This window comes from Candidatus Clostridium stratigraminis, from assembly GCF_045310675.1.
Lineage (GTDB): Bacteria > Bacillota > Clostridia > Clostridiales > Clostridiaceae > Clostridium_AT > Clostridium_AT stratigraminis.
The window spans coordinates 106,147-131,877 of record NZ_JBJHZZ010000004.1 but is presented as its reverse complement, the minus strand read 5'-3'; the positions used below and the strand labels follow the sequence as shown (position 1 = coordinate 131,877).

33 protein-coding genes, 1 riboswitch and 1 other annotated feature are annotated in these 25,731 nt (G+C 30.9%); of the genes, 25 read left to right on the top strand and 8 right to left on the bottom strand.

The genetic code is table 11. From position 1 onward, the window contains the following. The first annotated feature begins 64 nt into the window (after nt 1-64). Nucleotides 65-745 (top strand): hypothetical protein, encoded by a 681-nt coding sequence (locus ACJDUG_RS08735; protein ID WP_406769505.1) that lies wholly within the window; start codon nt 65-67, stop codon nt 743-745. Between the two features lie 321 nt (nt 746-1,066). Next, a complete protein-coding gene (locus ACJDUG_RS08730) occupies nt 1,067-1,621 on the top strand; it encodes a phosphatase PAP2 family protein (RefSeq protein ID WP_406769504.1) in 555 nt (184 codons plus the stop codon). A gap of 85 nt (nt 1,622-1,706) precedes the next feature. Here ACJDUG_RS08730 and ACJDUG_RS08725 read toward each other — a convergent pair whose 3' ends face one another. Together ACJDUG_RS08725 and ACJDUG_RS08720 are read right to left on the bottom strand one after the other, a co-directional pair. Continuing rightward, on the bottom strand, nt 1,707-3,095 hold the full coding sequence (locus ACJDUG_RS08725; RefSeq protein ID WP_406769503.1) for an alanine/glycine:cation symporter family protein: 1,389 nt from the start codon (nt 3,093-3,095) through the stop codon (nt 1,707-1,709). Nucleotides 3,096-3,230: 135 nt separating this feature from the next. Then, nucleotides 3,231-4,298, bottom strand: coding sequence for a DUF1646 family protein (locus tag ACJDUG_RS08720; protein ID WP_406769502.1), 1,068 nt, complete (start codon nt 4,296-4,298; stop codon nt 3,231-3,233). Between the two features lie 284 nt (nt 4,299-4,582). On the opposite strand from ACJDUG_RS08720, the gene ACJDUG_RS08715 reads away from it, so the two are divergent. The 9 genes from ACJDUG_RS08715 (at nt 4,583) to ACJDUG_RS08675 (ending at nt 11,374) form a co-directional block, all read left to right on the top strand. Then, the gene (locus ACJDUG_RS08715; RefSeq protein WP_406769501.1) at nt 4,583-5,599 is read left to right on the top strand and encodes a threonine aldolase family protein; all 1,017 of its coding nucleotides are present in this window, start codon (nt 4,583-4,585) and stop codon (nt 5,597-5,599) included. 99 nt (nt 5,600-5,698) lie between these two features. After that, nucleotides 5,699-5,973: a binding site (T-box leader), on the top strand. 181 nt (nt 5,974-6,154) lie between these two features. Beyond that, nucleotides 6,155-7,351 (top strand): tyrosine--tRNA ligase, encoded by a 1,197-nt coding sequence (tyrS, locus tag ACJDUG_RS08710; RefSeq protein WP_406769500.1) that lies wholly within the window; start codon nt 6,155-6,157, stop codon nt 7,349-7,351. Between the two features lie 116 nt (nt 7,352-7,467). Continuing rightward, entirely contained in the window at nt 7,468-8,112 is a 645-nt protein-coding gene (locus tag ACJDUG_RS08705) for a class I SAM-dependent methyltransferase (protein WP_406769499.1), read from the top strand. Between the two features lie 43 nt (nt 8,113-8,155). Next, nucleotides 8,156-8,362 carry a DUF5808 domain-containing protein gene (locus ACJDUG_RS08700; protein ID WP_406769498.1) on the top strand — a complete coding sequence of 69 codons (207 nt, stop codon included), beginning with the start codon at nt 8,156-8,158 and terminating at the stop codon, nt 8,360-8,362. A gap of 111 nt (nt 8,363-8,473) precedes the next feature. Further along, the gene (locus ACJDUG_RS08695) at nt 8,474-8,629 is read left to right on the top strand and encodes a hypothetical protein (protein WP_406769497.1); all 156 of its coding nucleotides are present in this window, start codon (nt 8,474-8,476) and stop codon (nt 8,627-8,629) included. A gap of 201 nt (nt 8,630-8,830) precedes the next feature. Then, nucleotides 8,831-10,300, top strand: a complete 1,470-nt coding sequence (locus ACJDUG_RS08690) for an MFS transporter (RefSeq protein WP_406769496.1) — start codon at nt 8,831-8,833, stop codon at nt 10,298-10,300. A 140-nt stretch (nt 10,301-10,440) separates the two neighbouring features. Then, nucleotides 10,441-10,764, top strand: coding sequence for a hypothetical protein (locus ACJDUG_RS08685; RefSeq protein WP_406769495.1), 324 nt, complete (start codon nt 10,441-10,443; stop codon nt 10,762-10,764). Between the two features lie 18 nt (nt 10,765-10,782). Continuing rightward, the gene (locus ACJDUG_RS08680) at nt 10,783-11,010 is read left to right on the top strand and encodes a GNAT family N-acetyltransferase (protein ID WP_406769494.1); all 228 of its coding nucleotides are present in this window, start codon (nt 10,783-10,785) and stop codon (nt 11,008-11,010) included. A 145-nt stretch (nt 11,011-11,155) separates the two neighbouring features. Next, the gene (locus ACJDUG_RS08675; RefSeq protein WP_406769493.1) at nt 11,156-11,374 is read left to right on the top strand and encodes a DUF1648 domain-containing protein; all 219 of its coding nucleotides are present in this window, start codon (nt 11,156-11,158) and stop codon (nt 11,372-11,374) included. Nucleotides 11,375-11,565: 191 nt separating this feature from the next. On the opposite strand, the gene gpmA is transcribed toward ACJDUG_RS08675, so the two are convergent. Beyond that, complete coding sequence (gene gpmA / locus ACJDUG_RS08670) at nt 11,566-12,297, bottom strand: 2,3-diphosphoglycerate-dependent phosphoglycerate mutase (RefSeq protein WP_406769492.1); 732 nt, start codon at nt 12,295-12,297, stop codon at nt 11,566-11,568. A gap of 144 nt (nt 12,298-12,441) precedes the next feature. Here gpmA and ku point away from each other — a divergent pair, with 144 nt between their 5' ends. From ku to ACJDUG_RS08645, 5 genes are all read left to right on the top strand, one after another. Continuing rightward, complete coding sequence (gene ku, locus ACJDUG_RS08665) at nt 12,442-13,248, top strand: non-homologous end joining protein Ku (protein ID WP_406769491.1); 807 nt, start codon at nt 12,442-12,444, stop codon at nt 13,246-13,248. After that, complete coding sequence (locus ACJDUG_RS08660; RefSeq protein WP_406769490.1) at nt 13,248-14,183, top strand: ATP-dependent DNA ligase; 936 nt, start codon at nt 13,248-13,250, stop codon at nt 14,181-14,183. The genes ku and ACJDUG_RS08660 overlap by 1 nt, the downstream gene beginning before the upstream one ends. Nucleotides 14,184-14,288: 105 nt before the next feature. After that, nucleotides 14,289-14,480 (top strand): small, acid-soluble spore protein, H family, encoded by a 192-nt coding sequence (locus ACJDUG_RS08655; RefSeq protein ID WP_406764759.1) that lies wholly within the window; start codon nt 14,289-14,291, stop codon nt 14,478-14,480. 249 nt (nt 14,481-14,729) lie between these two features. Continuing rightward, nucleotides 14,730-15,992, top strand: a complete 1,263-nt coding sequence (locus ACJDUG_RS08650) for a DNA polymerase Y family protein (protein WP_406769489.1) — start codon at nt 14,730-14,732, stop codon at nt 15,990-15,992. Between the two features lie 13 nt (nt 15,993-16,005). Beyond that, entirely contained in the window at nt 16,006-16,269 is a 264-nt protein-coding gene (locus ACJDUG_RS08645; RefSeq protein WP_406764761.1) for a hypothetical protein, read from the top strand. Between the two features lie 86 nt (nt 16,270-16,355). On the opposite strand, the gene ACJDUG_RS08640 is transcribed toward ACJDUG_RS08645, so the two are convergent. Continuing rightward, nucleotides 16,356-16,787 carry a helix-turn-helix domain-containing protein gene (locus ACJDUG_RS08640; protein WP_406764762.1) on the bottom strand — a complete coding sequence of 144 codons (432 nt, stop codon included), beginning with the start codon at nt 16,785-16,787 and terminating at the stop codon, nt 16,356-16,358. Nucleotides 16,788-16,922: 135 nt separating this feature from the next. Between ACJDUG_RS08640 and ACJDUG_RS08635 the strand changes: the two genes are divergently transcribed. Further along, nucleotides 16,923-17,102, top strand: a complete 180-nt coding sequence (locus tag ACJDUG_RS08635) for a hypothetical protein (protein WP_406764763.1) — start codon at nt 16,923-16,925, stop codon at nt 17,100-17,102. Nucleotides 17,103-17,157: 55 nt separating this feature from the next. On the opposite strand, the gene ACJDUG_RS08630 is transcribed toward ACJDUG_RS08635, so the two are convergent. Next, nucleotides 17,158-17,328, bottom strand: coding sequence for a YvrJ family protein (locus tag ACJDUG_RS08630; RefSeq protein WP_406769488.1), 171 nt, complete (start codon nt 17,326-17,328; stop codon nt 17,158-17,160). A 408-nt stretch (nt 17,329-17,736) separates the two neighbouring features. On the opposite strand from ACJDUG_RS08630, the gene ACJDUG_RS08625 reads away from it, so the two are divergent. The 4 genes from ACJDUG_RS08625 to ACJDUG_RS08610 all read left to right on the top strand — a co-directional run bounded on the left by ACJDUG_RS08625 (nt 17,737) and on the right by ACJDUG_RS08610 (nt 20,043). Continuing rightward, nucleotides 17,737-18,111: a hypothetical protein gene (locus tag ACJDUG_RS08625; protein WP_406769487.1), complete on the top strand. Its 375-nt coding sequence runs from the start codon at nt 17,737-17,739 to the stop codon at nt 18,109-18,111. A 173-nt stretch (nt 18,112-18,284) separates the two neighbouring features. After that, nucleotides 18,285-18,554, top strand: a complete 270-nt coding sequence (locus ACJDUG_RS08620) for a hypothetical protein (protein ID WP_406769486.1) — start codon at nt 18,285-18,287, stop codon at nt 18,552-18,554. A 174-nt stretch (nt 18,555-18,728) separates the two neighbouring features. Next, a complete protein-coding gene (locus tag ACJDUG_RS08615) occupies nt 18,729-19,298 on the top strand; it encodes an RNA polymerase sigma factor (RefSeq protein ID WP_406769485.1) in 570 nt (189 codons plus the stop codon). A 1-nt stretch (nt 19,299) separates the two neighbouring features. Further along, nucleotides 19,300-20,043 (top strand): hypothetical protein, encoded by a 744-nt coding sequence (locus ACJDUG_RS08610; protein WP_406769484.1) that lies wholly within the window; start codon nt 19,300-19,302, stop codon nt 20,041-20,043. A gap of 52 nt (nt 20,044-20,095) precedes the next feature. Here the strand turns inward: ACJDUG_RS08610 and ACJDUG_RS08605 are convergent, their stop codons facing one another. Next, nucleotides 20,096-20,785: a YjjG family noncanonical pyrimidine nucleotidase gene (locus tag ACJDUG_RS08605; protein ID WP_406769483.1), complete on the bottom strand. Its 690-nt coding sequence runs from the start codon at nt 20,783-20,785 to the stop codon at nt 20,096-20,098. A gap of 192 nt (nt 20,786-20,977) precedes the next feature. On the opposite strand from ACJDUG_RS08605, the gene ACJDUG_RS08600 reads away from it, so the two are divergent. From ACJDUG_RS08600 to ACJDUG_RS08585, 4 genes are all read left to right on the top strand, one after another. Further along, nucleotides 20,978-21,667 carry a Crp/Fnr family transcriptional regulator gene (locus tag ACJDUG_RS08600; RefSeq protein WP_406769482.1) on the top strand — a complete coding sequence of 230 codons (690 nt, stop codon included), beginning with the start codon at nt 20,978-20,980 and terminating at the stop codon, nt 21,665-21,667. A 175-nt stretch (nt 21,668-21,842) separates the two neighbouring features. Next, on the top strand, nt 21,843-22,076 hold the full coding sequence (locus ACJDUG_RS08595) for a DUF2164 domain-containing protein (protein WP_406769481.1): 234 nt from the start codon (nt 21,843-21,845) through the stop codon (nt 22,074-22,076). Between the two features lie 53 nt (nt 22,077-22,129). Then, nucleotides 22,130-22,609 carry a GyrI-like domain-containing protein gene (locus ACJDUG_RS08590; protein ID WP_406769480.1) on the top strand — a complete coding sequence of 160 codons (480 nt, stop codon included), beginning with the start codon at nt 22,130-22,132 and terminating at the stop codon, nt 22,607-22,609. 106 nt (nt 22,610-22,715) lie between these two features. Further along, nucleotides 22,716-22,817, top strand: a riboswitch (purine riboswitch). A 239-nt stretch (nt 22,818-23,056) separates the two neighbouring features. Continuing rightward, nucleotides 23,057-23,629, top strand: coding sequence for a xanthine phosphoribosyltransferase (locus tag ACJDUG_RS08585; protein WP_406769479.1), 573 nt, complete (start codon nt 23,057-23,059; stop codon nt 23,627-23,629). Nucleotides 23,630-23,698: 69 nt separating this feature from the next. On the opposite strand, the gene ACJDUG_RS08580 is transcribed toward ACJDUG_RS08585, so the two are convergent. Both ACJDUG_RS08580 and ACJDUG_RS08575 read right to left on the bottom strand, forming a co-directional pair. After that, complete coding sequence (locus tag ACJDUG_RS08580; RefSeq protein WP_406769478.1) at nt 23,699-24,457, bottom strand: histidinol phosphate phosphatase; 759 nt, start codon at nt 24,455-24,457, stop codon at nt 23,699-23,701. An 18-nt stretch (nt 24,458-24,475) separates the two neighbouring features. Next, nucleotides 24,476-25,525: an ROK family protein gene (locus ACJDUG_RS08575; protein ID WP_406769477.1), complete on the bottom strand. Its 1,050-nt coding sequence runs from the start codon at nt 25,523-25,525 to the stop codon at nt 24,476-24,478. Nucleotides 25,526-25,731 lie beyond the last annotated feature (206 nt).

Below are 25,731 nucleotides of genomic sequence, written 5' to 3'. Positions count from 1 at the left end.
CGAGTAGCTTGCGAGTGGGAACGAGTATGCTAAACTACTCAGTGTTCCGACATTAGGAGGAAAAATGAAAAAACGCTTTACAAAATGCTTTTTTAAAATTCTACGTTTTATTCTAAGAATTTTTACACCAGCATATAAGGTATATCCTACTTCTAATATAGATTCTCCGGCGGTTTATCTAATAAATCATCAAAATACAAGAGGACCGCTGCTAAGCGTACTATGGTTTAATAAACCAGTACGAATGTGGGTGCTCAGTGTATTTTGTAATCATAAAACCTGCTTTAAACAGTATTATGATTATACCTTTACAAAGCGCTTTGGTATTCCAAAATTTATAGCTGCCATATTTATTTTCCCCTTATCTTTTATTGTATCAGCAATTATGCAGGGGATGGAGGCAATACCAGTTTATAGACGGTCAAGAGAAATTTTTAAGACTTTTAACGAAAGCATTAAAACCCTAATAAATGAACAGAGTATTATTCTTTCTCCAACAGTTGACTATGCAAATTCAACCTCTAATATGGGAGAAATGTATAAGGGATTCTTGGATTTAGAAAGATATTATATCCGGGAGACAGGCAAACATCTTCCTTTTATACCGCTATATATAAGTAATTGCAAACGTACTATTTTTATTGGTGAGCCAATTTACTTTGGTACAGAAGAAGGATACAAGCGGGAGAAAGAAAAAGCTTTTATTAAATTAAAAAAAGAATTTTCTCGATTAGAAACTATATAGAAAAGAAGAGCTGTACCCAAAATTGAAAAATATGATAAATCGCTGCAATACAGAAAATATGTTACATAAAAGGTCAGATAAATTTTATTTTAATTTATCTGACCTTTTTTAAGCATCATTTTTAAAATTAAAAATTTAATCTAATTTTAATATTATCTTTAAAAATTTTTAATTTTTGCTGTATATTATAAAGAAGTTGGCTTAGTGATTACTAATTTAATAGATAATACATACTATTAGAGTAATAATTATAAAACTTTAAAGTTTTATAATTGAAGATGAAATTTAGATAGCTATGTTTATTGAAAGGAAGGTAAAACAATGAATTTTCAAATTTTTAGACTTATAAATAATTTAGCTTATAAAGACAATGCTTTGGATAAATTAATGATAATTTTTTCAAAATATGTCCCTTATGGTTTTATGGCTGCTTTGGCCATAGTTTTTATTCTAGGTATTACAAGCCATAACTTAGACTATAGAAAAGCGGCTTTCAGCACCTTTGTAATTACCGTTATTAATCTTATGTTAGTTTTTATAATTGGGAATATATATTATGTTGACAGGCCATTTGTTCATAATAAGGTAAATTTATTATTCCCTCATGTTGAGGATGCCTCATTTCCAAGTGATCATGCTACTGGTACCATGAGCATAGCCTTAGGGCTTTCAAAGTATAACAAATTACTTAGTGTAATACTTACCATATTATCAGTAGTTGTAGGTTTTTCTAGAGTATACGTTGGTCATCATTATCCATTAGATGTTATTGGGGCATATGCTTTAGTTATTATCACAGTGTATATTTATAATAAAAAATTAAGAAGTTTAGTAGAAAACTTATATGAGAAAGTAGAGAAAAAAATAATAAAATAATGTCATCTATATTAGTTATTACTTATATTAATAGATTAAGGCTGCTATAATAGCAGCCTTATGAATTATGACTAGTTTTTATTTATTACATAGTAATGTTATTGTTATTTTCTTTAATTACAATAGCAGGCTCATTATTAATTTCTTCTAAGTTGTTATCCCATAGATATTTTTTAGTTTCCTTTGCAATTATCGGACTTAGTACTAATAATGCTACTAGGTTTGGAATTGCCATAAGCCCATTAAACAAGTCAGCTAAATCCCATACTAAGTTTAGTGAGAATATTGAGCCTACAAAAACAAATATAACCCAAAGTATTCTATATGGCAAAATTGCTTTTTTACCTAATAAGTATTCAATTGCCTTTTCACCATAGTAGGACCATCCAAGTATAGTTGAAAATACGAAGGTTAAAAGACCAATTGTTAAAATTATAGGACCTACAACTGGTATGTCTGCGAAGGCTGTTTTAGTAAGCGCAGCTCCCTTTAAGCCTTGCTGCCAAGCACCTGAATTTACTAGCACTAAACCGGTCATTGCACATACTACAACTGTATCCCAGAAGGTTCCTGTTGAGGAAACAAGGGCTTGTTTAACTGGGTTTCTAGTCTGAGCAGCAGCTGCTACTATAGGTGCACTACCAAGACCTGATTCATTTGAGAAAAGTCCTCTTGCAATACCATATCTCATAGCCAACATAACGCCAGCACCAGCAAATCCGCCAACAGCAGCTTGGGGTGAGAAAGCATCTGAAATAATTAAGCTAATTGTACTGCCAATAGTTTTATAACCTAAAGCTAAAAGTATTAAGCAGCCTAATACATAAAAAATAGCCATAAAAGGAACAAGGATATCGCAAACCTTAGCTATCTTTTTTATTCCGCCAAGTATAACAACCGCTGTCAATGCAGCTATTATTATTCCTGTGGCCCAAGTAGGAATTTTAAATGTCTCATAAGTCATTGCTGAAACTGAGTTAGCTTGTACCATACAACCTATACCGAAAGCAGCAACGCTAGTAAAGATTGCAAACAAAACCCCGGCCCACTTAGCCTTAAGTCCATGTTCAAGAACATACATAGGTCCGCCTGCCATTGTACCATCCTTAGTCTTTACACGATATTTTACTGATAATAGAGCTTCGGAATATTTTGTAGCTATTCCAAATACACCAGTGAGCCAGCACCAAAGAACTGCACCAGGACCACCAAGTCCCACTGCTGTAGCAACTCCAACAATATTGCCAGTACCAATTGTAGCTGCTAGAGCCGTACATAATGCACTAAATTGACTTACATCACCTTCTGCAAAATCGTCCTTAGTTACAGAAAGCTTAATAGCCTTGCCTATATAACGTTGAATGAATTTAAGCCTAAAGGTTAAGAATAGATGAGTGCCGAACAATAAAATAATAAGCGGCAGGCCCCAAAGCCATCCATCAATTTGGGCTATTAGTTTTCCGAACGATTCCATAAAAATTCCCCCTCTTTTTTATTTATTTACAACTAAATTATACATTTAATTACCAAATTAATCAATTCTGAATTTTCCGACAAATTAACACAATTTTTAAGCCAAGGGTTACCCGCTTGGCTTATGGCGATTATATTAAAATATAAAGATAATAACAAAATATAAGAGCATTAGAGCAGCTCCCACAGGAACACCAAGCTTGGCCCATTCTTTGCTATTAATCTTAAGTTTATGAGCTGAAATTATATTAGGAATATTTCCTGGTATGAGCATACCTCCACTGATTAGAAGTCCCATAAGTACAGACTCAATTTGTATCTTTGTCATTTTTAGACTAATTTCGGCAGCAGCTAAAGTTGCATTATCTAAAACTGCAGAAATCATATTAATAAAATAAAGCAGTTTGCTATCTAAATTTATAATGTATGTATCAATAAGTGGCTTAAAACCTGCACCTAATAGTTCTAGTGCAAATATGAAAAGGAATATTTTTAAAGCTCTAAATATTACTTCCTTATAAGTTTCATTATCAATATCTGGATCAAGAAAATAATAATCCTCATCATGTTTATGGTTTACAGCTTTAAAATCGTCATGTACCTTGACCTTATCAGCTTTAATAATAAATGCACCTAGTAGTCCCATAAGTAACACACCAGAAATAATATAAATACCTAAACACTCTGCAAGATACCAGAAGTTAGCATTAAGCTTTGAGATAACTATAGTTGCAAGTGGCTCTCCAACGGGGGTTAAAACCGCTCCAAGACCAATTGAAAAGCAGGCAAGTATAACGATATTTACCTTATCCTTTCTTTTAATCGGCATAGCGTTAACTATTTCCACCAATAATAATGCAGAAATTATTGCAGTTATAACACTGGAGGCTAGTCCTAAAATTACAATTACTAAAAAGATGAAAATTTTGAGGGAAAGTTTTTTTAAAATAATGTTTATAATCCCTTGAACCTTCTCCTTTAAAGCTTTAAAAATTAACCCTGCTATTAAAACAGCTAAAGCTATAAAATAAATTAGTTTATTTTGAAAAACATCAAGTATTAGGTGGGTGTTTAAAACCCCAGAAACAATTGTTGATGAAATACCCATTAAGAAAAGAAAGACCTCCAGGTTGTGTTCTACGATTTTAATCTTAAAAGGCAAAGTAAGCACCAATAATAGGATAATTACTAATCCTAAAAACATAATAATCACCGCTTTCTTTTATTTTACACTATCATTTTAACATAATTTGGATAAAAATAAAGCTTATTTAGAAAACTCTTAAATAGTACCCTGATTTACTGCAAGAATGATATTATAATTACAATGCAATTCTAAATTTATTTTTATTTTGATAAAAGGTGAGGAGTAGGTTATAATTTTATTGTAACATAATGGAGGATAAAGTTCTAAATGGACTTTAACGAGTAGCTTGTAAGTAGCAAAACTTAAACTACCTTGTATTTCCATAGAAGGAGGTTATATAAATGTACAGCTTTAAGAATGATTATAGTGAGGGAGCTCATCCTAGAATACTAAATGCTCTCCTTGAATCGAACATGGAACAGGTTGAAGGGTATGGAGAGGACCCATACTGCATAAAGGCAGCTGAATTAATTAAGAAAAAAATTGGGCGCATAGATATAGATATTCATTTTATACCAGGAGGAACTCAGACTAATTTAACTATTATTTCTTCTTTTTTAAGACCGCATGAAGCAGCTATTGCGGCAAATACAGGACATATACTGGTTCATGAAACTGGAGCTATTGAAAATACAGGTCATAAGGTTATTTCTATAGCATCTAGTGATGGAAAACTTACTCCTTCGCTTATTATGCCTGCATTAGAGGCCTATATAGATGAACATATGGTAAAGCCAAAATTAGTTTACATATCAAATTCTTCAGAAATTGGAACTATATATTCCAAAAAGGAACTAGAAGAGCTAAGCAAATTCTGCAGAGAAAACAAACTATATTTATATGTTGACGGGGCTAGACTGGGATCTGCACTCTGCTCAGAAGCTAATGATCTAAAACTCTCTGACCTAGGTAACCTAGTTGATGCCTTCTACATAGGTGGAACTAAAAACGGTGCCTTAATAGGGGAAGCTTTAGTAATTTGTAAAGATTCACTAAAAGAGGATTTTAGATTTTTTATTAAACAAAAGGGGGCTATGCTTGCTAAAGGAAGACTTCTTGGAATGCAGTTTCTTGAACTTTTTAAGGATGACCTATACTTTGACTTGGCAAAACATGCAAATGATATGGTTTATATATTAAGGGACGGAATTAAGGCGGCTGGCTATGGATTTTTAATTGATTCTCCGTCAAATCAAATATTCCCCATACTTCCAAATAAGTTAATTGAAAAACTTTTGAAAAACTTCTCTTTTTATATTTGGGAGAAGGTTGATGAAGAGAATTCTGCAATACGCCTTGTAACCTCCTGGGCTACTAAAAAAGAGAATGTATTGGACTTTGTCGAAGCTTTGGATTAAATTAGGTTTTTAGATTAAAGATTTAATAAACACATATGAGAATATGATTTATCTATTGTAATATTCCTTAAACTGTTATATAATATATAAAAATAATAATAAAATGCTTTGATGAGAAAGAGTAGAATATTAATTTTCTTTACAGAGAGTTCCCGGTTGGTGAGAGGGTCAAGAAACAATATTTGAATACGTCTCTGAGCAGAAGGCTGAATTGTAATTAAGGATATTACCTTAATTTAATAGGCTGTTTACGGAGCCCTTTACCCGTTATAGTGATAGAGTATCGTTTAGTAAAACTGTACTTGAAGAGGTTAATATGGTGACATATTAATGAATTAAGGTGGTAACACGGGGTTTATGCTCTCGTCCTTTATGGAAATAAAGGACGAGAGCTTTTGTTTTTTTGAAATTAAAAAAGAGGAGGTTAAAGTCCTAAGTGGGCTTCTACGGGTAGCCTAACCATGAGCAATCGGTAAGCTAGACTAACCAGTGTTGCCAACGGGAGTGACTGGTCTTAAACTACTCAGTGCTTCCGACTAAATAGGAGGAATAAAAATGATTAGTGTAAAAGAACAAATCAAGATAATAACAAAAGGTGCTGCTGAAGTAATAAGTCTAGAGGATTTAGAAAGAAAATTATCAAAAGCACAAATGGAAAATAGGCCCCTTATAGTTAAGCTTGGACTTGATCCTTCAGCTCCAGATATTCATCTTGGCCATGCTGTTGTGCTTAGAAAAATGAAGCAAATACAGGATTTAGATCACCAAATTGTAATAATTATTGGTGATTTTACAGGCATGATCGGTGATCCTACAGGTAAGTCAAAAACTAGAAAACAACTTACAAGTGAGGAAGTTTTGAAAAACGCAAAAACCTATGAAAGGCAGGTATTTAAGATATTAGACAAAGATAAAACAAAATTGACCTTTAATAGTCGGTGGCTTTCTAAGCTAAATTTTAAAGAAGTAATTGAGCTTGCAGGGAAATACACAGTAGCAAGAATGCTTGAAAGAGAAGATTTTAAAAATAGATTTAATAATCAGCAGAGTATTGGAATTCATGAGTTTTTTTACCCACTAATGCAGGGCTTTGATTCTGTGGCTATAAATGCAGATATTGAACTTGGAGGAACGGATCAAAGATTTAATATTCTTATGGGCAGAACTTTACAAAAGGATTATGAAATAGAACCGCAGGTAGCACTTTTTATGCCTATACTTGAGGGTATTGATGGCGTTAATAAGATGAGTAAAAGCCTTGGAAACTATATCGGAATTAATGAGCCTGCTAAAGATATGTATGTTAAGACTATGCAAATTCCTGACGATTTAATAATTAAATACTTTGAACTTGCTACAGATATTCATCCTGATGAAATTGATAAAATTAAGGAGGAGCTTAAAAAAGGAGTAAATCCAAGAGATGTTAAAATGATACTAGCTAAGGAAATTACAAGCTTATACCATGGGGAAGCTGAAGCTAAACTCTCAGAAGAATACTTTAAAAGCCTTTTTCAAAAAAATGAAGTTCCTCTTGATATTCCAGAATTTAAGCTTAGTCCTGGGGAAACTTTAATAGAAATATTAATAAATTCAAATTTAATAAGCTCTAAAAGTGAGGCTAGAAGACTTATAGCACAGGGCGGTATTAAGCTTAACGGAGAAAAAATATTTGATGCCATGAAGTTTAATTTTAACAATAATGACATTCTTCAAGTTGGAAAGAGGAACTTTATTAAGCTGTTGCAATAGAGCAATGAATAATTTACAAGTTATTCTATAAATAAATTGTAATTCTTATGAATTACCCATATAATTGAATATAATTAATACAAAGAAAGTATATTTGTTTAGGGGATAAAAATAAGATGGTTAATTCAAAAGAGTGGAATTGGTCAGTAGTCGAGGATACCTTATGGTCAGAGCCTTCTGAGGATGTATATTACTATGTGAATAGATGGAAAGCACTAGGGTTTTCAAAATTTTTAGATCTAGGCTGTGGGCTTGGCAGACACTCAATTTTATTTGCAGAAAATGGCTTTAATACTTACAGCCTGGATTTATCGCAAGTTGGATTAGATACTCTAAATAGTAAGGCTGAAGAGTTAGGCCTAAGCATTAATACTGCTCTTGGCGATATAAATAAACTGCCTTATATGGATAATGCCTTTGACTGCTTACTTGCTTATCATGTTATATCTCATACTAATACTTACGGAATTGGGACTATTATAAGGGAGATAAACAGAGTTCTTAAAAGCGGCGGAGAATTTTTTATTACTCTCTGTTCTAAGAACAGTCCATCTTTTATAAGCAAGAATTATCCAAGACTTGATGAAAATACAATTATCAAAACAGAAGAACCAGAGGTAGGTATACCCCATTTTTATTCAGACCTTAAAGGGGTTAAAAGACTGCTTTGTAATTTCAACATTATTAAAATAAGACATATAGAGGATATTTATGATGATACCAGCGGCTGGCATTATTTTGTACATGGAGCAAAGAAATAGTCTAAAATTCCATATAAATAGATATTTTAAGGAGGTCTAATTTATGGCAAGAAGAAAATGGACAAAGGAAGAAATAGAAGAATACAGGAAAAAACATGGAGAATTTTTCTACTTTAATAAAGAGGATTCAAATTTTCTAGTTCCTAAGGTCTATGGAATTGGTAAGACTGTTAACTGGGCAAACCCAATTTCATGGATTCTTATTTTGGCTTTAATTTGTTTTGTGATTTTCCGCAAATTTTATAGATAGTTATTCTAATACCATACTTAATGAACATACAATAATATAATGCATATTTTAATTAGTATTCTCTTTTCTAGATATTAACAAGTAATAAATTTTTGTTATAGGAGGCTTTGTATGAATAATGAGTTTTATGTTGGATGGGGAACCTTAGCCCTAATTAATGCAGGCCTTGCTCAAGGTAAAAACAGATCTGGCCTTAATTGGTTTCTATTATCTTTATTTCTCGGTCCTATAGCAACATTTTGTCTTGTTATATCTGATAAAAAATAGAAGATTATTATTATTCCTTTATAAACGCTGCAAGCAGTAAAAGTTTGCGGCGTTTTTGATTTAATTGCTAGAGTCTTTTAATTCTTTATATATTTTGTTATGAATAATATAATTATTAAGTATTTTCATTATAAAAAGCTGTTGAATATAATAATACAAGATAAATTAATTGTAATTGAAGAAAGGATATAATTTTGAACTATGGAAATAAGCAATAAGAATGTGTTTAAAAACAGGTGGAAAATATTAGGTGTTGTAGTTTTGCTTCCGTTTATGGCAACATTGGATAGCACTATAGTCAATGTAGCACTACCAGTAATGGTAAATATTTTTTCTGTAACAATGTCTTCTATTCAATTAATAGTAATTTGTTATCTGGTTACAATAGTCAGTACAATTTTATTCTTCGGAAGATTAGGTGATATAAAAGGAAAATCTATAATATTTAATATTGGGTTACTTATATTTACTATAGGCTCTTTGTTTTGTGGATTATCAAGCAATCTTACCTCCCTTGTAATTTCCAGAATCATTCAAGCTATTGGAGCCTCCGCTGCAATGGCAAACAACCAAGGAATAATAACACAAGTATTTCCTGCTAATGAGAGAGGAAGAGCCCTTGGAATATCAGGAACCTTTTTGGCACTAGGTACTATGATAGGGCCACCTTTAGGAGGATTTATAGTTTCTTATTTCAGTTGGAATTATATATTCTTCATAAATGTTCCTCTTGGACTAATTTCAACTATAATTGGATTTAGAATTTTACCTCAAAAGTTAGAAAAAAATGAAGATATTGACCTTGTTGGAGCTATACTTTCCGGAATAAGCATTATCCTACTATTTTATTCACTTGTGACCGGTGAGACTATTGGATATGGAAATAATGTAATTATAGCTGCCTTTGTTACGGCTATCTTCTTGTTTACAATATTTATATTTATAGAAAAGAAATTAAAGTATCCTCTTTTAGATCTTTCAATATTTAAAAACTCGCTTTTTTCTGTAGGTATACTGTGTACTTTTATATCATATATGTCAATTAATAGTAACAATATTGTTCAACCTTTTTATCTTGAGAATGTTTTAAAAATAACTCCAAGCTTTACGGGTATTATCATGTTAACTTATCCTGTAATACTAACATTAATTTCACCTTTTAGCGGCTATTTATCAGATAGGATTGGATCAGAATTTTTAACCTTCATAGGTTTATTACTTATAAGTATAGGAATGAGCTTAATGGCAACTTTAGATGAAAACTCGAGTATTCAGGTAATGTGTGTATATGTATCCATTATGGCTATTGGAAATGGGTTATTTTTACCACCTAATAATTCCTTGGTTATGGCCTCAGCTCCAAGTGATAAATTAGGTATTGCCGGAAGTATAAATGCTTTTATACGAAATTTAGGACAGTCAGCTGGTGTTTCTATGGCTACATTACTTTTGTATTCTTTAATGAGTATTAAAATGAATAAAAAAGTATTTGGTTATGTAGAAGGTAGAAATGATGTTTTTATGTTTGGAATGAGATATGTATATATTGGTTCCGCCATTGTTTGCCTCATTGGAGTTGTACTTACGGCTATAAGATTGATGAAGAAAAAAAGAGCTAATGCCTCAAATTGCTTTATAGAGTATAACTTAAAACATACCGAAAAATTATAATATAGAGTTAGATATATCGATTCATTAAATAATAGTTTGCTGTAGCATTATAAAAGGCCAATATATGTTATAATTGGTATAATACAGAATAGCAGAACATAATAATAAAACCTATATATTAAAAAGGAGTAAATTTATCCATGATTAATAGAATTAGTATTTTAATTATTATTGTTATATTAATTTTCACTGGATGTGCAAAAGTCCAGTCAAATAAAATTTCAATAGAGGCTGAAAATACAATTAAAAAAATTTCTATGAATTATGGAGAAGCAAATCCTGAAATCACTTTAATTGAGGTTACAAAGAAAGAAAGTACTTTTAAACCTATGTATATAGTATCAATAATAGGTAACTTTCAAAAGGGAGAACAAAAGGCTAAAAAACTTCAATTTTCAATAACTAAAGATGGGAAAGAAGTATGGGCTTTTGAACCTGATGGTTGGAAGGATCCTGTTAAATAGTTAAACGGAGAGATTCATATGATTAGAATGGCAACAATTAATGATATAATGTTAACAGATATGTACACAATTCCAAAATACCGAAATAAAAGTTTAGGTATGTCACTTTTAAATAGTATTATGGGACATGCCAAAATTTTAGGCTATAAAAAGGTTGTTTTAAATACTACTGAATCTTGTAGAAGATTATATGTAAAACATGGATTTCAGGACATAAATGGTGAAATGACTTATAAATTCAAATAGATACATTCTTTTGATTAGTATTCTTTTGCTTTCTTTATACATGTAAAAAGCAAAAGCTACATATAGATCCTCAGTGGAAGCTGGAAACTCCAGAAATATTTAAATTCTTACAGGTTACAAAAAAAGAAGAAAGGAAGCTGCAAAAATGAAATTTAAAAAAGGTGTATTAGTGGATATATCCTTATTAATAATACCCATAGTTATAATGTTTTTAATTGCTCCCATTTTGCCAGATAAAGTACCAATACATTGGACTATTAATGGAGCTGCAAACGAGTTTATTGATAAAAAGTTTTCCTTTGTTTTAGGGGTGATCCCATTTGTTATATATGAGTCTATTAAAGCTAAGTATTTCAATAAATAGTGAAAAGAAGTTTCAGCTAGATTAATTAATGAATAATATTCTCAAATATATAGAAGGTGGAAGGTTTTTCATCCATTACCAATTATTATTTTATTTATAGTTTATATTTATTTCCTTATAAAATCCAAGGGAATCCAATAATGGATTCCCATAAAAAATAACATTTAGACAATATAACAAAGTTAGTATTTTTATATATTTTCTGGTATAGTTCCAGAAGGAAGCTCGCCATCTTGCCCAAGATAATAGTGTCTTATAGGCTTTAAATCATCATCAAGCTCATAAACCAGTGGTATTCCAGTAGGAATATTTAAGCTTACAATACCATCCCCAGGAATATTATCTAAATATTTTACTAGAGCTCTAATAGTGTTGCCATGAGCTGAAATAATAACCTTTTTATTGGACTTAATTGCAGGCGCAATAGCTTTATACCAATATTTAAGTACTCTTTTCTCAGTGTCTTCAAGGTTTTCAGTTAAAGGAAATTCTCCTTCCATAAGCTCGCCGTATTTAGGGTCAGAAGCCTCATATCTCTTATCATTCTTTTCAAGTGCCGGCGGTCTAACGTCAACAGATCTTCTCCAGATATGAACCTGATCTTCTCCATATTTTTCAGCAGTTTCAGCTTTATTTAAGCCCTGCAGAGCACCGTAGTGTCTCTCATTAAGGTGCCAGGACTTAAAAATAGGAATCCACATTAAGTCCATTTCATCAAGTGTAATCCAAAGAGTTCTAATGGCCCTTTTTAAAACAGATGTAAAGGCTATATCAAAACTGTATCCATTTTTTCTTAAAATCCTTCCAGCCTGCCTAGCTTCTTCAAGTCCATTTACGGATAAATCTACATCTGTCCAGCCAGTAAACCTATTTTCTAAGTTCCATAGGCTCTGACCATGTCTAATTAAAACTAGTTTAATCATATAAAAACACCACCTTTTTATATATTATATATTAAATTTAGAAATTAATATACAATGACACCTACATGAGTTATGACTTATGAGTATTTTTAGTTAAATTACTAATAATATAAATGTAATTTCTTTAGAAAGAGGTGTGTATTAATGGCTGTTGCTCATAAATCAGTTATATCCTTCGGTCTTGTAGCTATTCCAATATCCATGTACACTGCTGTACAGGATAACGATATTCACTTTAATCAGCTCCACAAAGAAGATGACTCAAGGATAAAATATAAGAAAACCTGCAGTCATTGCGGAGAAGAGCTTTCCTCAAAAGATATTATTAAAGGCTATGAATACGATGAGGACCATTATGTTGTTGTAACTGAGGAGGATTTAGAAAAAATTAAAACTGAAAAAGACAAATCCATACAGATACTTCATTTCGCGCAGCTTAATCAAATATCCCCAATATTTTATGACAAGACCTATCAGGCTATTCCAGAAGCCGGTGGCGATAAGGCTTTTGAGCTTTTGCGGCTATCCCTAATGTCCGAGCAAAAAATAGCAATAGGAAAAACGGTTATGGGTACAAAGGAAGCCCTAGTTGCTATAATTCCACGTGAGGATGGAATTTTAATATCAACTATGTTCTATGAAGATGAAATTAAAGATCTTCCAAAATCCTATAGCAAGCCAGAGATATCAGAAGCTGAACTTAATATGGCAAAAACATTAATTAGTTCTATGGATGCTCCCTTTAATCCTTCTGAATACAAGGATGAATATCAAATAAGACTTCGTGAGCTTATTGAAACTAAAATAGCCGGTAAGGAAATTATTGCTTCTAAAAATGAAGTTCCCAATAATATCATTAATCTTATGGATGCATTAAAAGCAAGCATTGAGCAAAATGAGGGTAAAGATAAAGTTAAACCAAAGCGCAAAAGAACTCCTAAAGGTGCATAATGGATATCTTTGAAAGTAAAAATATTAAGCCAATGCTTATAGGCGAAACTCAGGATGCCTTTGACAGCACAGATTATATATATGAATTAAAGCTTGATGGTGAGCGATGTATTGCATATCTAGATAAAGACTCTACAGAACTCAGAAACAAACGAAACTTAAAGATGCTTCCAAAGGTTCCGGAACTTTCCAGCATACATAAGCAGGTAAAATGCCGCTGCATTTTAGATGGGGAACTAATAGTTACTAGGGATGGAAAGCCTGATTTTTTTGAAATTAGAAGGCGTTCTCTTATGACAAATGCTTTTAAAATTAAACTGGCAGCAGATAAATATCCAGCAAGCTTTACTGCTTTTGACATTCTCTATTATGAAGATCATGAAGTTTATAGCTTGCCTTTGATGCAGCGTAAAAAGCTATTAGAGAAAGCTGTTAAAGAAAATGAACGCATTGCTGTTTCTAGGTATATAGAAGAACGTGGAATTGAATTTTATAACCTTGCAAAGCAAAATGACCTTGAAGGCATAGTTGCTAAGAGAAAGGACAGTAAATATTACTTAGATAAGCGTACTAAGGACTGGATTAAAATTAAGAACCTTCTAGACGATGACTTTGTAGTCTGTGGGTATATTCTTAAAGATAAGGGCGTTATAAGTATAGTACTTGGCCAATACTTAAAAGATGAATTGATATATAAAGGCCATGTTACTTTGGGAGTATCTACAGAAGATTTTAAATTAATAAAAGCAGTACCTAGAATAAGTGAATCACCATTTGATGAATTACCTTCAGGTAATAATGATGCAGTATGGATTAAGCTAAGCCTTGTGTGTACAGTTAAATACATGATGAAAACTGAAGGTGGTGGCTTGCGCCAGCCTATATTTAAAGGCTTAAGAAATGATAAAGAGCCAGAGGAGTGTGTTGTAAATTAGCCAATACAATGTCGCTATGTATATTTTGTTGAACAAAATAAATACTACTTATTAAGGATCTAACTAATTAATAATTGTTTATAGGAATGCAAGGAGTGTGAAACTATGATAATTGACAGAGCTTTAGAAATTTTAAATTCAACTGAAAAATTTAGAGTTTTATATTCAAATGAGCCTGTTTGGATTCAAGGTATTAATACAGAAAAAAGAACTGCTACAATAGAATTAATGGGAACGGGCTTTTTAGATGAAGTTCCTATATCAGAGCTTACAGATACAGGTTCAAAGATGGAGTAATTATAAAGGAGGAGTTGATTTCTATAATGAAATTAGCTCCTCCTTTAATTTTCTAGTGGTAACAATATTTTATATTAATTTTATATGATTTAATACTTAAACTTATAGCCTCTGTATTTTTTATTTCTTGTTTATTTTTGTTATTAAATGGTATACATAAAGTTATAGCTAAAGGAATATAATACTATTGACTGCGAATATATGTTCGTACTATAATTAGATATAACATTTAATAAAGGGATGAAAATAATGAAAAATAATACCAATAGGGTTATATTTCATATTGATGTTAACTCCGCCTATTTATCTTGGACTGCAGCAGATAGGTTACAACATGGAGAAACTCTTGATATTAGGGAAATTCCCTCAGCTGTTGGCGGAGATCCTGTAAGTAGGCATGGAATTATATTGGCTAAATCCATTCCTGCTAAAAAGTTCAAGATACAAACAGGTGAAACCTTACATGCCGCCCTGCAAAAGTGTCCTGATTTATTTATAGTATCACCTCAATATGACTTATATATGAGGTGCAGCAATGCCATGGTTTCACTGCTTAGAGAGTACACACCGGACATTCAAAGATTTTCTGTGGATGAATGTTTTTTAGACTTTACTGATATGGGGAATTTATACCCAGATTATTTTAAACTTGCTAATGAAATTAAAGATAGGATTAAAAAGGAGCTGGGCTTTACTGTTTCCATAGGTATATCTAATAATAAGCTCCTCTCAAAGGTAGCCTCAGATATTAAGAAGCCAGATGCTGTTATAACCTTATTTCCCCATGAAATGAAAGACAAGATGTGGCCGCTTCCTGTAGAAGATTTATTTATGGTGGGGAGATCTACGCTTCCTAAGCTGCATAATCTAAATATATTTACAATAGGAGATTTAGCAAATTATGATTTAAAGCTCTTAAAGGGAAAACTTAAAAGCCATGGAGTAATGATATGGAATTATGCTAATGGTATTGAAAATTCTGAGGTTAGAAAATCGAGCCATATTAATATGAAGGGCATGGGTAATTCTACTACTATACCTTTTGATGTAGATAATAGGGATGAGGCCCATAAGGTAATACTTTCATTATGTGAAACTGTAGGTATGCGGCTTAGGGATTCTCAAAATTGCTGCAGCCTTATAGCAGTGCATTTTAGGACAAATGAATTTTATAACTGCGGCAGACAAAGAAAAATTTATTATTACACAGATAGTACGAAAAAAATATCTGAGACAGCTTACGAGCTATTTGATGAACTGTGGAATGGTGAGCCCTTAAGACATATTGGCGTAAGAGTATCCGAACTATGTACCAATGATTTCTGCCAAGTTACTCTCTTTGAAGAAAAGGATAATGCAAAGAACAGCGCCCTGGATAAGGTAGTTGATTCTATACGAATGAGATTTGGCTCTAAAGCTATAATAAGAGGTACTTTTTTAAATTCAGGGATAAAACCTTTAATGGGTGGAATAGGAGAAGATGATTATCAGATTATGACTAGTATTTTATAAGGAGTGATTTGTCATGCAAGTGCTTGCAAAACCAATAAGTGTTGTGGCTTGGTTTGATGAAAAAGGATTCCCTCATCCTGTAAGGTTTAGAATAAAAATTGAGGATGAAAGTGAAAAAGTAATAAAGGTAGACAGAGTTGTTACTGTTGATAAGGAAAAGATTGCAGGCAATGAAATGCTTTTGTTTAGGTGTCAAAGCACAATAAAAAATATGCAAAGAGTGTTTGAAATAAAATATGAATTAAGAACCTGTAAGTGGATATTATTCAAAATGTAATACTTGAGTTATTATAAAAGTTTAGAGATGCTTTGGCATCTCTAAAATAGCTATTTATATATTCTTATTAATGGTTCCCATGTAATCTACTTACAGGATAAAATTAATTCCTTATTAATAGTCAAACGCTCAGGAATTTTATTATAGTTAATTTCATAATCAGGCTTCACTACAGCTGCTGAAGGTGAAGGCTTGTATAAATTAATACTTTCTACCAATAGATTAATCTTATGTATTAAATCTAATGGCAGACCTTCTAAATTTTCTAATAACATCTTAATCTCTGGTTTAGTCTCATCTGCTTCATCTGAAGGTTTATCAGTCCTACAAAGCAAGTAATCCGCGCTTACGTTAAAAAAGTCCGCTAAAATCCTTATAGTTAAGGCATCGGGGATCCTTTGTCCAGTTTCCCAATGTGATACAGTCTGCTTAGTAACATTTAATTTGTTTGCTAAATCAATTTGTAATAACTTTCGATTAACTCTTTCGGCTTTTAACCTATGTTTAAGATCATCCATTTAGACACCACCTTTTAATAATAATTATATACCAAATGTTTACATATATAAATGGGTATACAAAAAGTATATTATTAAATATACCCTTTTAAATTTTCATGCTGCTTCGTAAATATAGATGAAGAGGTGGTTTAGATGAAAGTTAATAGAGTAGAAGCTTTACTTAAACTATATGATTATCCTAGTTTAAAAGAAGAATATGATTATAAAAAAAGCAAAGAAAGCATCAAAGATAAGAAACTATCCTTTTCTGAGATTTTAAGAAAAGAAAAGGAAATATATAAGCATAAAAAAGCTTTAAACGGGTACCAATAGGTGCCCGTTTTTTACTTAGCTTTAGTACAGCAGCATTTAATGAAATATAGATGTTTTATGAAGTTTTATTAATATCATTGCTGGTAAGTTTAATTGACAAAATAGCTGATAACTGACTTATAGAAGCAGACAGATTATCCATTTTGCCTTCAAGTCTTATAAGCAAGTAAGCCGCAACAACTATTGGAAAGCCAATATTAGCTACAGCCTTTAAAAAATCTTCCATGGGTAAACCTCCTTTCAATTCATATATACATAAATATGCAGATTCACGAAAGATTAAAAATTTTATATGTTTGAGCTTAGAAGGAGCCTACTAAATTTACGATGTCAGTTTTACTAATATTTACATATTAGGTGCATTTACTGTATAATTATTTATAAATATGATATAAAAGGTGAATTTTATGGGTAAGGCTTTATGAGAAACTATAAAATTATTAGAAATATTTATATTTTTTGTGGTCTTTGCTTTTTGATAGCTACTATTTTGCAATTAAAGGCTTATAAATTCGTACTAGTGCCAATTTTAGATGGAATTTCATGTATTCTCTGTTTTATTACAGCTTATATTAACCACAAGAATATTTGTAAAAATGATAAAGAATACGATAAATAGGAGTTTTATTAAATAATGAATAAAAAGCTATTATACTCAATCATTTCAATAGCTGTACTAGTAATCTTAATTGTCATTGGAATTTTTATAAAAATGAGTAATGCAAAAGCTGGCACTTTTTATGCAAAACAGTTAGATACAAGATCAAGAGAGTATATGAAAATAGATGATAAAGTAAGTAAACTTATTAAAGGAAACGGTGTTTACTTATTAAATACAGAGGGAGATAAAATAAACTATCTAATTTTAGATGGTAGTTATATGAATTTAGGGAATGAAGCACCTTATTTTTCAGATGCAAAAATTGAAAATAAAGAAAATTCAATTATGATTTACTTTAGCGAAGAGCTTAGAACTTACCCAAGGGTAAATATCCTAAGCAGAGATTAATATATAAAATCACAAAAGATAAGAATTATGAATATATCAGGGTATTCAAAAACGGAGAAGAAACCCACTTTGATTCAGTTATATTAGGAATTAACTTGTTAGGTGGGAATAGTTCATATGCATAAGACTTTAATATTGGGTGAAAGTAAAATTTTTAAGTGGGAGGAGATTTCTTGAAAAGAATAATCTATTTGATAATTTCGTGCATTTTATCTATCTCAATCCTTACATCTTGCTCTATTATAAACAAAACAAAAGGCACTCTTCCTACCTCATCTAAATCTCAAGCTCAAAGTACAGGTGGTGGAATAACAAACCAAAACATAATTATGCTTCCTAAAACAGGATACCGTGACGAAGAGGTTAATATATGCTATGGCAATATATTTCATATGTTTTCAATGGACATGGTAAACAAATATATCCCTTGGGATGGTCAATGATTAATAATAATAAGAATATGAACCCTACAGAATAGATAATAAAAAAATCTGCTGTGTAGGGTTCATCTTATTTCTTGATATTTTAATATTTTTAAAATAAATTCCATAAAATTGCAACCTTTTTTATTATTTGTTAATCTTATACAATAGAAAGGTAAAAGGGGAGATTCTATTATGATTGACGAGGAGCTAATAGATAGGTTAAAAAATAATGATAAAGCTGCTTTTAAAATATTATATGAAACCTATAGTGAAAAAATTTATAAAACTGCATATCTGATTGTTAATGATAAATCTTATGCACATGATATAGTCCAGGAGGTATTCATAAAAATTTATATGAATATTAATACACTTCTGCATAATTCTGCATTTAGCTCCTGGATTTATACAATTACTATTAACTGCTGTATGAAACATATAAATATTAACTCCAAGACGCAGCTATTATATGAGGAAGATGATCTTATTGAAATTTCAGAAGAAAAATCTTACTTTATTCCTGAGGATAGTTTTTTAGAGAATGAACTTCATGATGAAATAATGTCTTATATAAATAAAATACCCGAGGTTCAGAAAATTACTATAATACTTTTCTATTACAATGATCTTACAATTAAAGAAATAGCAAGTGCTATGAAGTGTTCAGAGGGAACAGTAAAAGCAAGGCTATCAAGAGGAAGGAAAAAGTTAAAGATTCTAATTGATGAAAAAATAAATGAAAATGGAAATGAGGTGATATAATATGGATTTAGATAAGCTTATTAAAAATTCACTGGATGCTTATGCAGAGAATATTGTAATAGACATTCCATCCTATGATGAAATATGGGAAAAATCTCAGGTTAAAAATAAGATTCCACCAAAAAAGAGGTTTAAGATCAATTTATATTCTACTTCAGGGTGGTTAGAAGTTGCTATGTTTTTGCTCATAATTATACTAATACCTATATTAGTAACGCACATTGGCAGCTTCTCTTCTAAAATCTCCCCTTCCAGCAAACAGGAAGTAACTTTAAATAATAATGATATAGAAAATGCGAAGAAGGTTGCTATTAGCTTTCTAACTGAATTTACTAACTATTCAAATTATCATACATTTGATAATATTAGCATATTATATCCCAATGACGAAAGGACAAAAAAATTTCTTTCATATTTAACAGAAAGATATTCTAATGATTTCTTAGCAACACGTGCAGCTCTGGTAATTCCAAGGTCAGCCTACAATTTAAAATGTGAAGTTAAATTAGATAGCTTGATAATTAACAACGACTTACCAAATTCAAAGGATAATCAGCCAGTTTTTTATTATACTGTAAAAGCTAACTATATTAAAGATGGCAACTTAACAGATATAACTTCAATAAAATTTGAAGGAAGGTTAAGATTAATAAATGAAAAGAATACCTGGAAAATTGATGAGAATTCTGTACAAAGTATAGAACCTAAGGATTGGTTTAAAAACGATACGGTTAAGTTACATTAAAAAACAAAAGGGTCAAGATTCAATTTATGACATCTTGACCTTTTAAATTCAATTATTTTTCAAGAATATCTATAAGCTCCATTAAACTATTAATCTCATAAGTAGGCTTAATTTCTGAGCTGTTTAGAACTTTGTTAGGATTATACCAGCAGGTATCTATCCCAAAGTTTATTCCACCCTGTATATCAGAGGTTAAACTGTCACCCACCATTAGAACCTTGCTTTTATCAGTATGCTTAATACTGTTTAAAGAGTGCTCAAAGATTTTAGGATCTGGCTTAGATACAAGTATCTCCTCAGAAATAACTATATTTTCAAAGTATTTTGCTATAGTTGATTTTCTAATTCTTTTGTCTTGAACATCCGTTAAACCGTTAGTAACTATAGTAAGCTTATAATTTTTATGAAGGCTTTCTACAAGGTCCGTGCTGTCCTCATATAAAAAAGAGGCATTAGCTAAATGCTTCATATAGGACTTTGCAAAGGAACTTTCATCAAAGTTAACTTTTAAAGCATCTGATAATCTTTTAAACCTCTCTACCTTTAGTACCTTATGTGTTATTAGCCCTTCTTCAAACTCCCTCCATATAGCAGTATTAATATCATGGTATATTTTCAAGTGATAATTTTCATCATATTTAAAATTAAATTCTAGCATTGCATTTTTAAAAGCATCTCTTTCAGATTTTTTAAAATCAAATAGTGTTTCATCAGCATCAAATATTATAATCTCGTATTTCATATTTTCCCCCTAATAAGTTTGCTTCTCTAATTATATCATACAAACTGTCTTCCTTAATCTGCACCAAACAATTTACAATTCCTTATTAATAAATTACAATATTCCTAGGAACTTGAATATGACATATGTCATGTGAAGGAGGCTGAAAGATTAATAATCTTCCAGTGCAGGATAAGGAATACAGGAGGGTATATGAAAAGAATTTCCGATGATAAACTTTTAAAGTATTATACTGAAAAGTTTAATATTGAGGGCTTATTAGATCATGAAATAATAAATTATGCACAGCTCCATTTTTATGAAAGAGAAGAATATATATTTGAAGCAGAATCAAATCTTGAATATTATTATTTTCTATTAGAGGGGAAAATCAAAATTTCATACCTTTTTGAAAACGGCAAATCAATGCTCCTAAAGTTTTATAAAGAATTTAATTCTATAGGAGATTTAGAACTTTTAAAAAACATTCCTATACGCTGCAATGTGGAAGCAGTAGAAGATAGTTATTTAATTGCTATACCTTCTGAAATACTTAGAAAAAAATATTTTGATAATGTGAAGTTTCTACATCATTTAATTGACTCTTTAAGTGATAAGCTTTTTGCAACCATAAATAATAGCTCTTATAACTTTGTATATCCCCTTATAAATAGGTTATCCAGCTATTTGGTAGAGCATATTACAGATAAAAACTACATAATTTTGAATTCTACTTTTGAAGAAATAGCACAGTTTTTAGGGGCAACCTACAGGCACTTAAATAGAACCTTAAAAGAGCTTGAAGCAAAATCCATAATAAATTGTGAAGATAAAAAAATATATATATTAAATGTGGAAAAGCTCCGAGAACTATCAAAAAATTTATATATTAAATCGCTTTAACAAATATATTATATGCACAGAATTTGTAACTAAGGTTAATTTTATATATAATAAAATAAATAAAAAAATGTTTAACCAAACATTTTGAAGATATTTGGTCAAACATTATTTCAACTTCTCCCAATCACATTAATTACATTATATAACATATTTAAATTTAAAAGGAGTAATTTACGTGAAGCCTAAAGATAATTTTAAATTAACTAAGGACCAAAAGGAGTATATGACTTCAGAAATTAAAACATATTTTTTGAATGAAAGAGAAGAGGAATTAGGAGACTTAGCTGCAAATCTTGTATTGAATTTTATAACGGAAAAGTTAGCACCTGAATTCTATAATATGGGTGTATTTGATTCCTATAAGTACATGAATGAAAGGACAGAAGATTTATTAGGTATACAAAAATAAAGCTTAGAGCAGTTCTTGAATTCAAGTAAACAAATGTAAAGGGAGCAGAATATATGGACTACAAAATTGTAAGGAAAGAGGCTTTTGAGGTTATAGGTAAGGTTTATAGGATATTCTACGGTGATGAGAAGCATAACCAAAGACTAGCTAAGTTGTGGGAACAATGCAATTTTGATGGAACAACAGACAAAATTATTAAGCTTAACAGCTCAGAAAAGCTGTTAGGTATATGTATGGATTTTGAAGAAGTTAAGCAGGAATTTTCTTATATGATTGCAATACAAGATATAAATGATGTAAAGGATACTGAATTTGAAAAAAGAGAAATACCTTCTGCAGATTGGGCTATACTTGAATCAGTAGGGCCTATGCCAGATACTTTGATAAATTTATGGTCAAAGGTCTTTAATGAATGGTATCCAGAAACAGGCTTCCAGCATGGAAATGCACCAGATATAGAAGTGTATTATCCAGGTGATCCATCGGCAAAGGATTATAAATGTGAAATATGGACGCCTATAGTTAAAATGTAAGAAAGATATAGATTTAAATTTAAGTAATGAAGATGTAAAATAGGTATTTGCATAAATGATAATAATGTGTATAATAAACTTATAATTTCACGAATAATTTTATATTATATAAAATATATATTCGCATCGTATATGTTCAATGATATGGTTTGAACGTTTCTACCAGGAGGCCGTAAACTACCTGACTACGATTGTATAAGCAAATACTTTTTTTTACATTATACGTAATTTCAACAACTATATTTTTTATAATGTAGTTTTTTTGGCTGCGTACACTTATGTAAGACTAATTACGTTTATATGATCCTAGGCAGAATAACTAGTGCCTAGGATTTTTTTATGTAGAAATCTATTGCTATGGAGTCATTGTACAAAGATACCAATAGTTGTTATCGGTAGGGAACTGTTTAAAATACTTAGTGTTACTAAAAAAAAGGAGGATTTTTCATGAGGAGTTTAAAAGACAAGATTATTAAGGATGGAAGAGTGATTAATGGTAATATTCTTAAAGTTGATTCATTTATTAATCACCAAATGGACATTAAATTATTTAATGAAATGGGAAAGGAATTTAAAAGAAGATTTGAAAATAAAGAAGTTACAAAAATACTAACTTTAGAAGTGTCTGGTATAGGCATAGCAGCTATTGCATCTCAATATTTTGATTATGTTCCAGTAATTTTCGCAAAAAAACATACAGGTGCTAATTTTGTTGAGAATGCTTATGAATCAGAAGTATATTCTTATACAAAGAAACAAACCTATAATGTTAAAGTAAATAAAAATTTTATAGATGAAAAGGACAAGGTATTAATTATCGATGATTTTCTTGCTAATGGAAAAGCAGCTCTAGGACTTATTGATTTGGTAAAACAAGCAAAGGCTGAAGTAGCAGGAGTTGGGATTGTAATAGAAAAGGGCTTTCAAAAGGGAAGAAGGGACCTTGAAGATTTAGGAATAGAGGTAGAGTCACTAGCGATAATTGAAAGCTTTAATGATGGGAAGGTAATCTTTAAATAAAATAAATATCATGTTTTACTAAGATAAAAATTAGATATTAAAAGGGAAGATGGTATAGCTAAATAAGACCTACACCATCTTCCTTTCTTTAAAATGCACTATTCTGAGATTGCAGGCATCACAAATCTCTTTGGCAATGTTAAAGTTCCTTCCAATGCTCTCCTGGGAATGAGCATCAGAGCCAATAGTTACATATTTACCTCCAAGCTCCTTAAAACGCTTGTAAATCTTTGTTAGGTTTACAGCTGCATCGTGTTTAGATAATCTACTAGCATTTATTTCTATAGCCTTTCCTTTATCAGCTAGAAGCTTCAGTATTTCATCAATATATTCTATATATTCATCATAGTAGAGCTCTTTATCAAAATAATCATTGTATCTTGCTATATAATCAATATGACCTAGAGTGTCAATAAAATCATGAGTTTTTATACATCTAATCATATATTTTAAATATTGCCCATAAACCTCAGTTTTGCTGCGGCCTTCATAAAAGCTTTTTGGATAGGCATCCATCTTATCTACAACATGAACAGAACCTATAATTTGATCAAAAGGGTAGGAGACAGCAACATTTTTTACTTGGTCTATTAAATCTGGGCGCATTCCAAGTTCTACTCCAAGGAGAAGTTTATCACTTCTGTAGTTTGAATATTCATTAAAGAAATCAGCTATACAAAAGGTGTTGCTATCAATAGATGGAAAGCCCACATCCATGTGCTCAGTTATTATTAGTCCTAAATTAAGTTTGCTAGAAGCATTAATTGCATCTGTGATTTCCATTTTAGAATCAGTAGAGAATTTAGTGTGAACATGAGAATCAAACATAGCTTCCTCCTTATTTGTCTATAATTTTTTTGATTTAATCAATCTAATACCAGAGGTCATATCTTCTATAGTCAGATGCATTATTCCAGAAATATAATCCATTCTGCTGTCCTCAGCAGGTATAATTTCTGGTCTTATATTTTCATCAATATAATTTGAGCAATATTCGTTTATCATATGGAGATACTCAAACTTAAAATTTTCTCCTCCAATAACAATGTATTCTGGATTAATAATACAGTTAATAACTGATATAGTAGCAGCAATTACTGAAACATATTCCTCAATTGTATTACTTTCATTTACAATATTGTCCAAGGTTCTTCCATTACTAAGCTTAAGAAATCCAACCTCACCAGCATAATGGGAAAAGCCTCTAACCAGTTTTCCATTTGCAATTATGCCTGCACCTGTACCATCTTCTGTAAAATTAATATATACCATATTTAAAGACTCAGAATCATAAAGGCCGGCTTCTTTTAATCTATTATAAGCAAAGCCAGTTGCTATAGCATTAAGGTCATTTTCTATTATAATTGGTAACTTATATTTTGTTTCAAGATATTCTTTAACATTAAAACTGTACCATTCCTTTAATTTACTTCCTGTAAAAAGGCGGCCGTTATCAACAGCAGAAGGGACCCCTAGGCCTATATATTTAATGGAATTATATTTTTTTATTAAAATTCTGATTAAGGCTTCAACAGCTTCCATATGTTTGCCTTGTACAATTTGGTATCTGTCATCTTCAATTAAATCACCTGCGGTATTTCCAATTGCGTAATCAATATATTTATCTTCAACGCATAAGACAGCTGCTAGGGAGTGATTTAAGTTTAAGGTATATCGCTCGGCTCTTCTTCCGCCGCTGGATTCATCGAAACCTTGATTTAAAACCTCATCCTCACTAATTAAGGCAGAAAGTATAAGACCCACCGTTGTAAGGCTGATTCCTGTTTCTTTTGCAAGTTCTGCTTTTGTAGCTGAACCCATAGTTTTTAAGGCGTTTTTTATAATATCATTGTTTACTTTTTTTAAAATATTTGGTCTTCCTGAAAGCTTACTCAAGGTATCACTCCTATGTATTTAAACTTATTACGCAAACTTTATAAAGTTTATGTGATAAGTTTATCATACATTTTATAAATTTACAATATAGTGAATATGCTAAATTCTGTTTCATAAAGTTATAAGGTACAACATGTAAAAAATAAAATCATTAAGCAATTTCTTATTATACATAAAATAACATATAATTAGTTATATAAATCAAG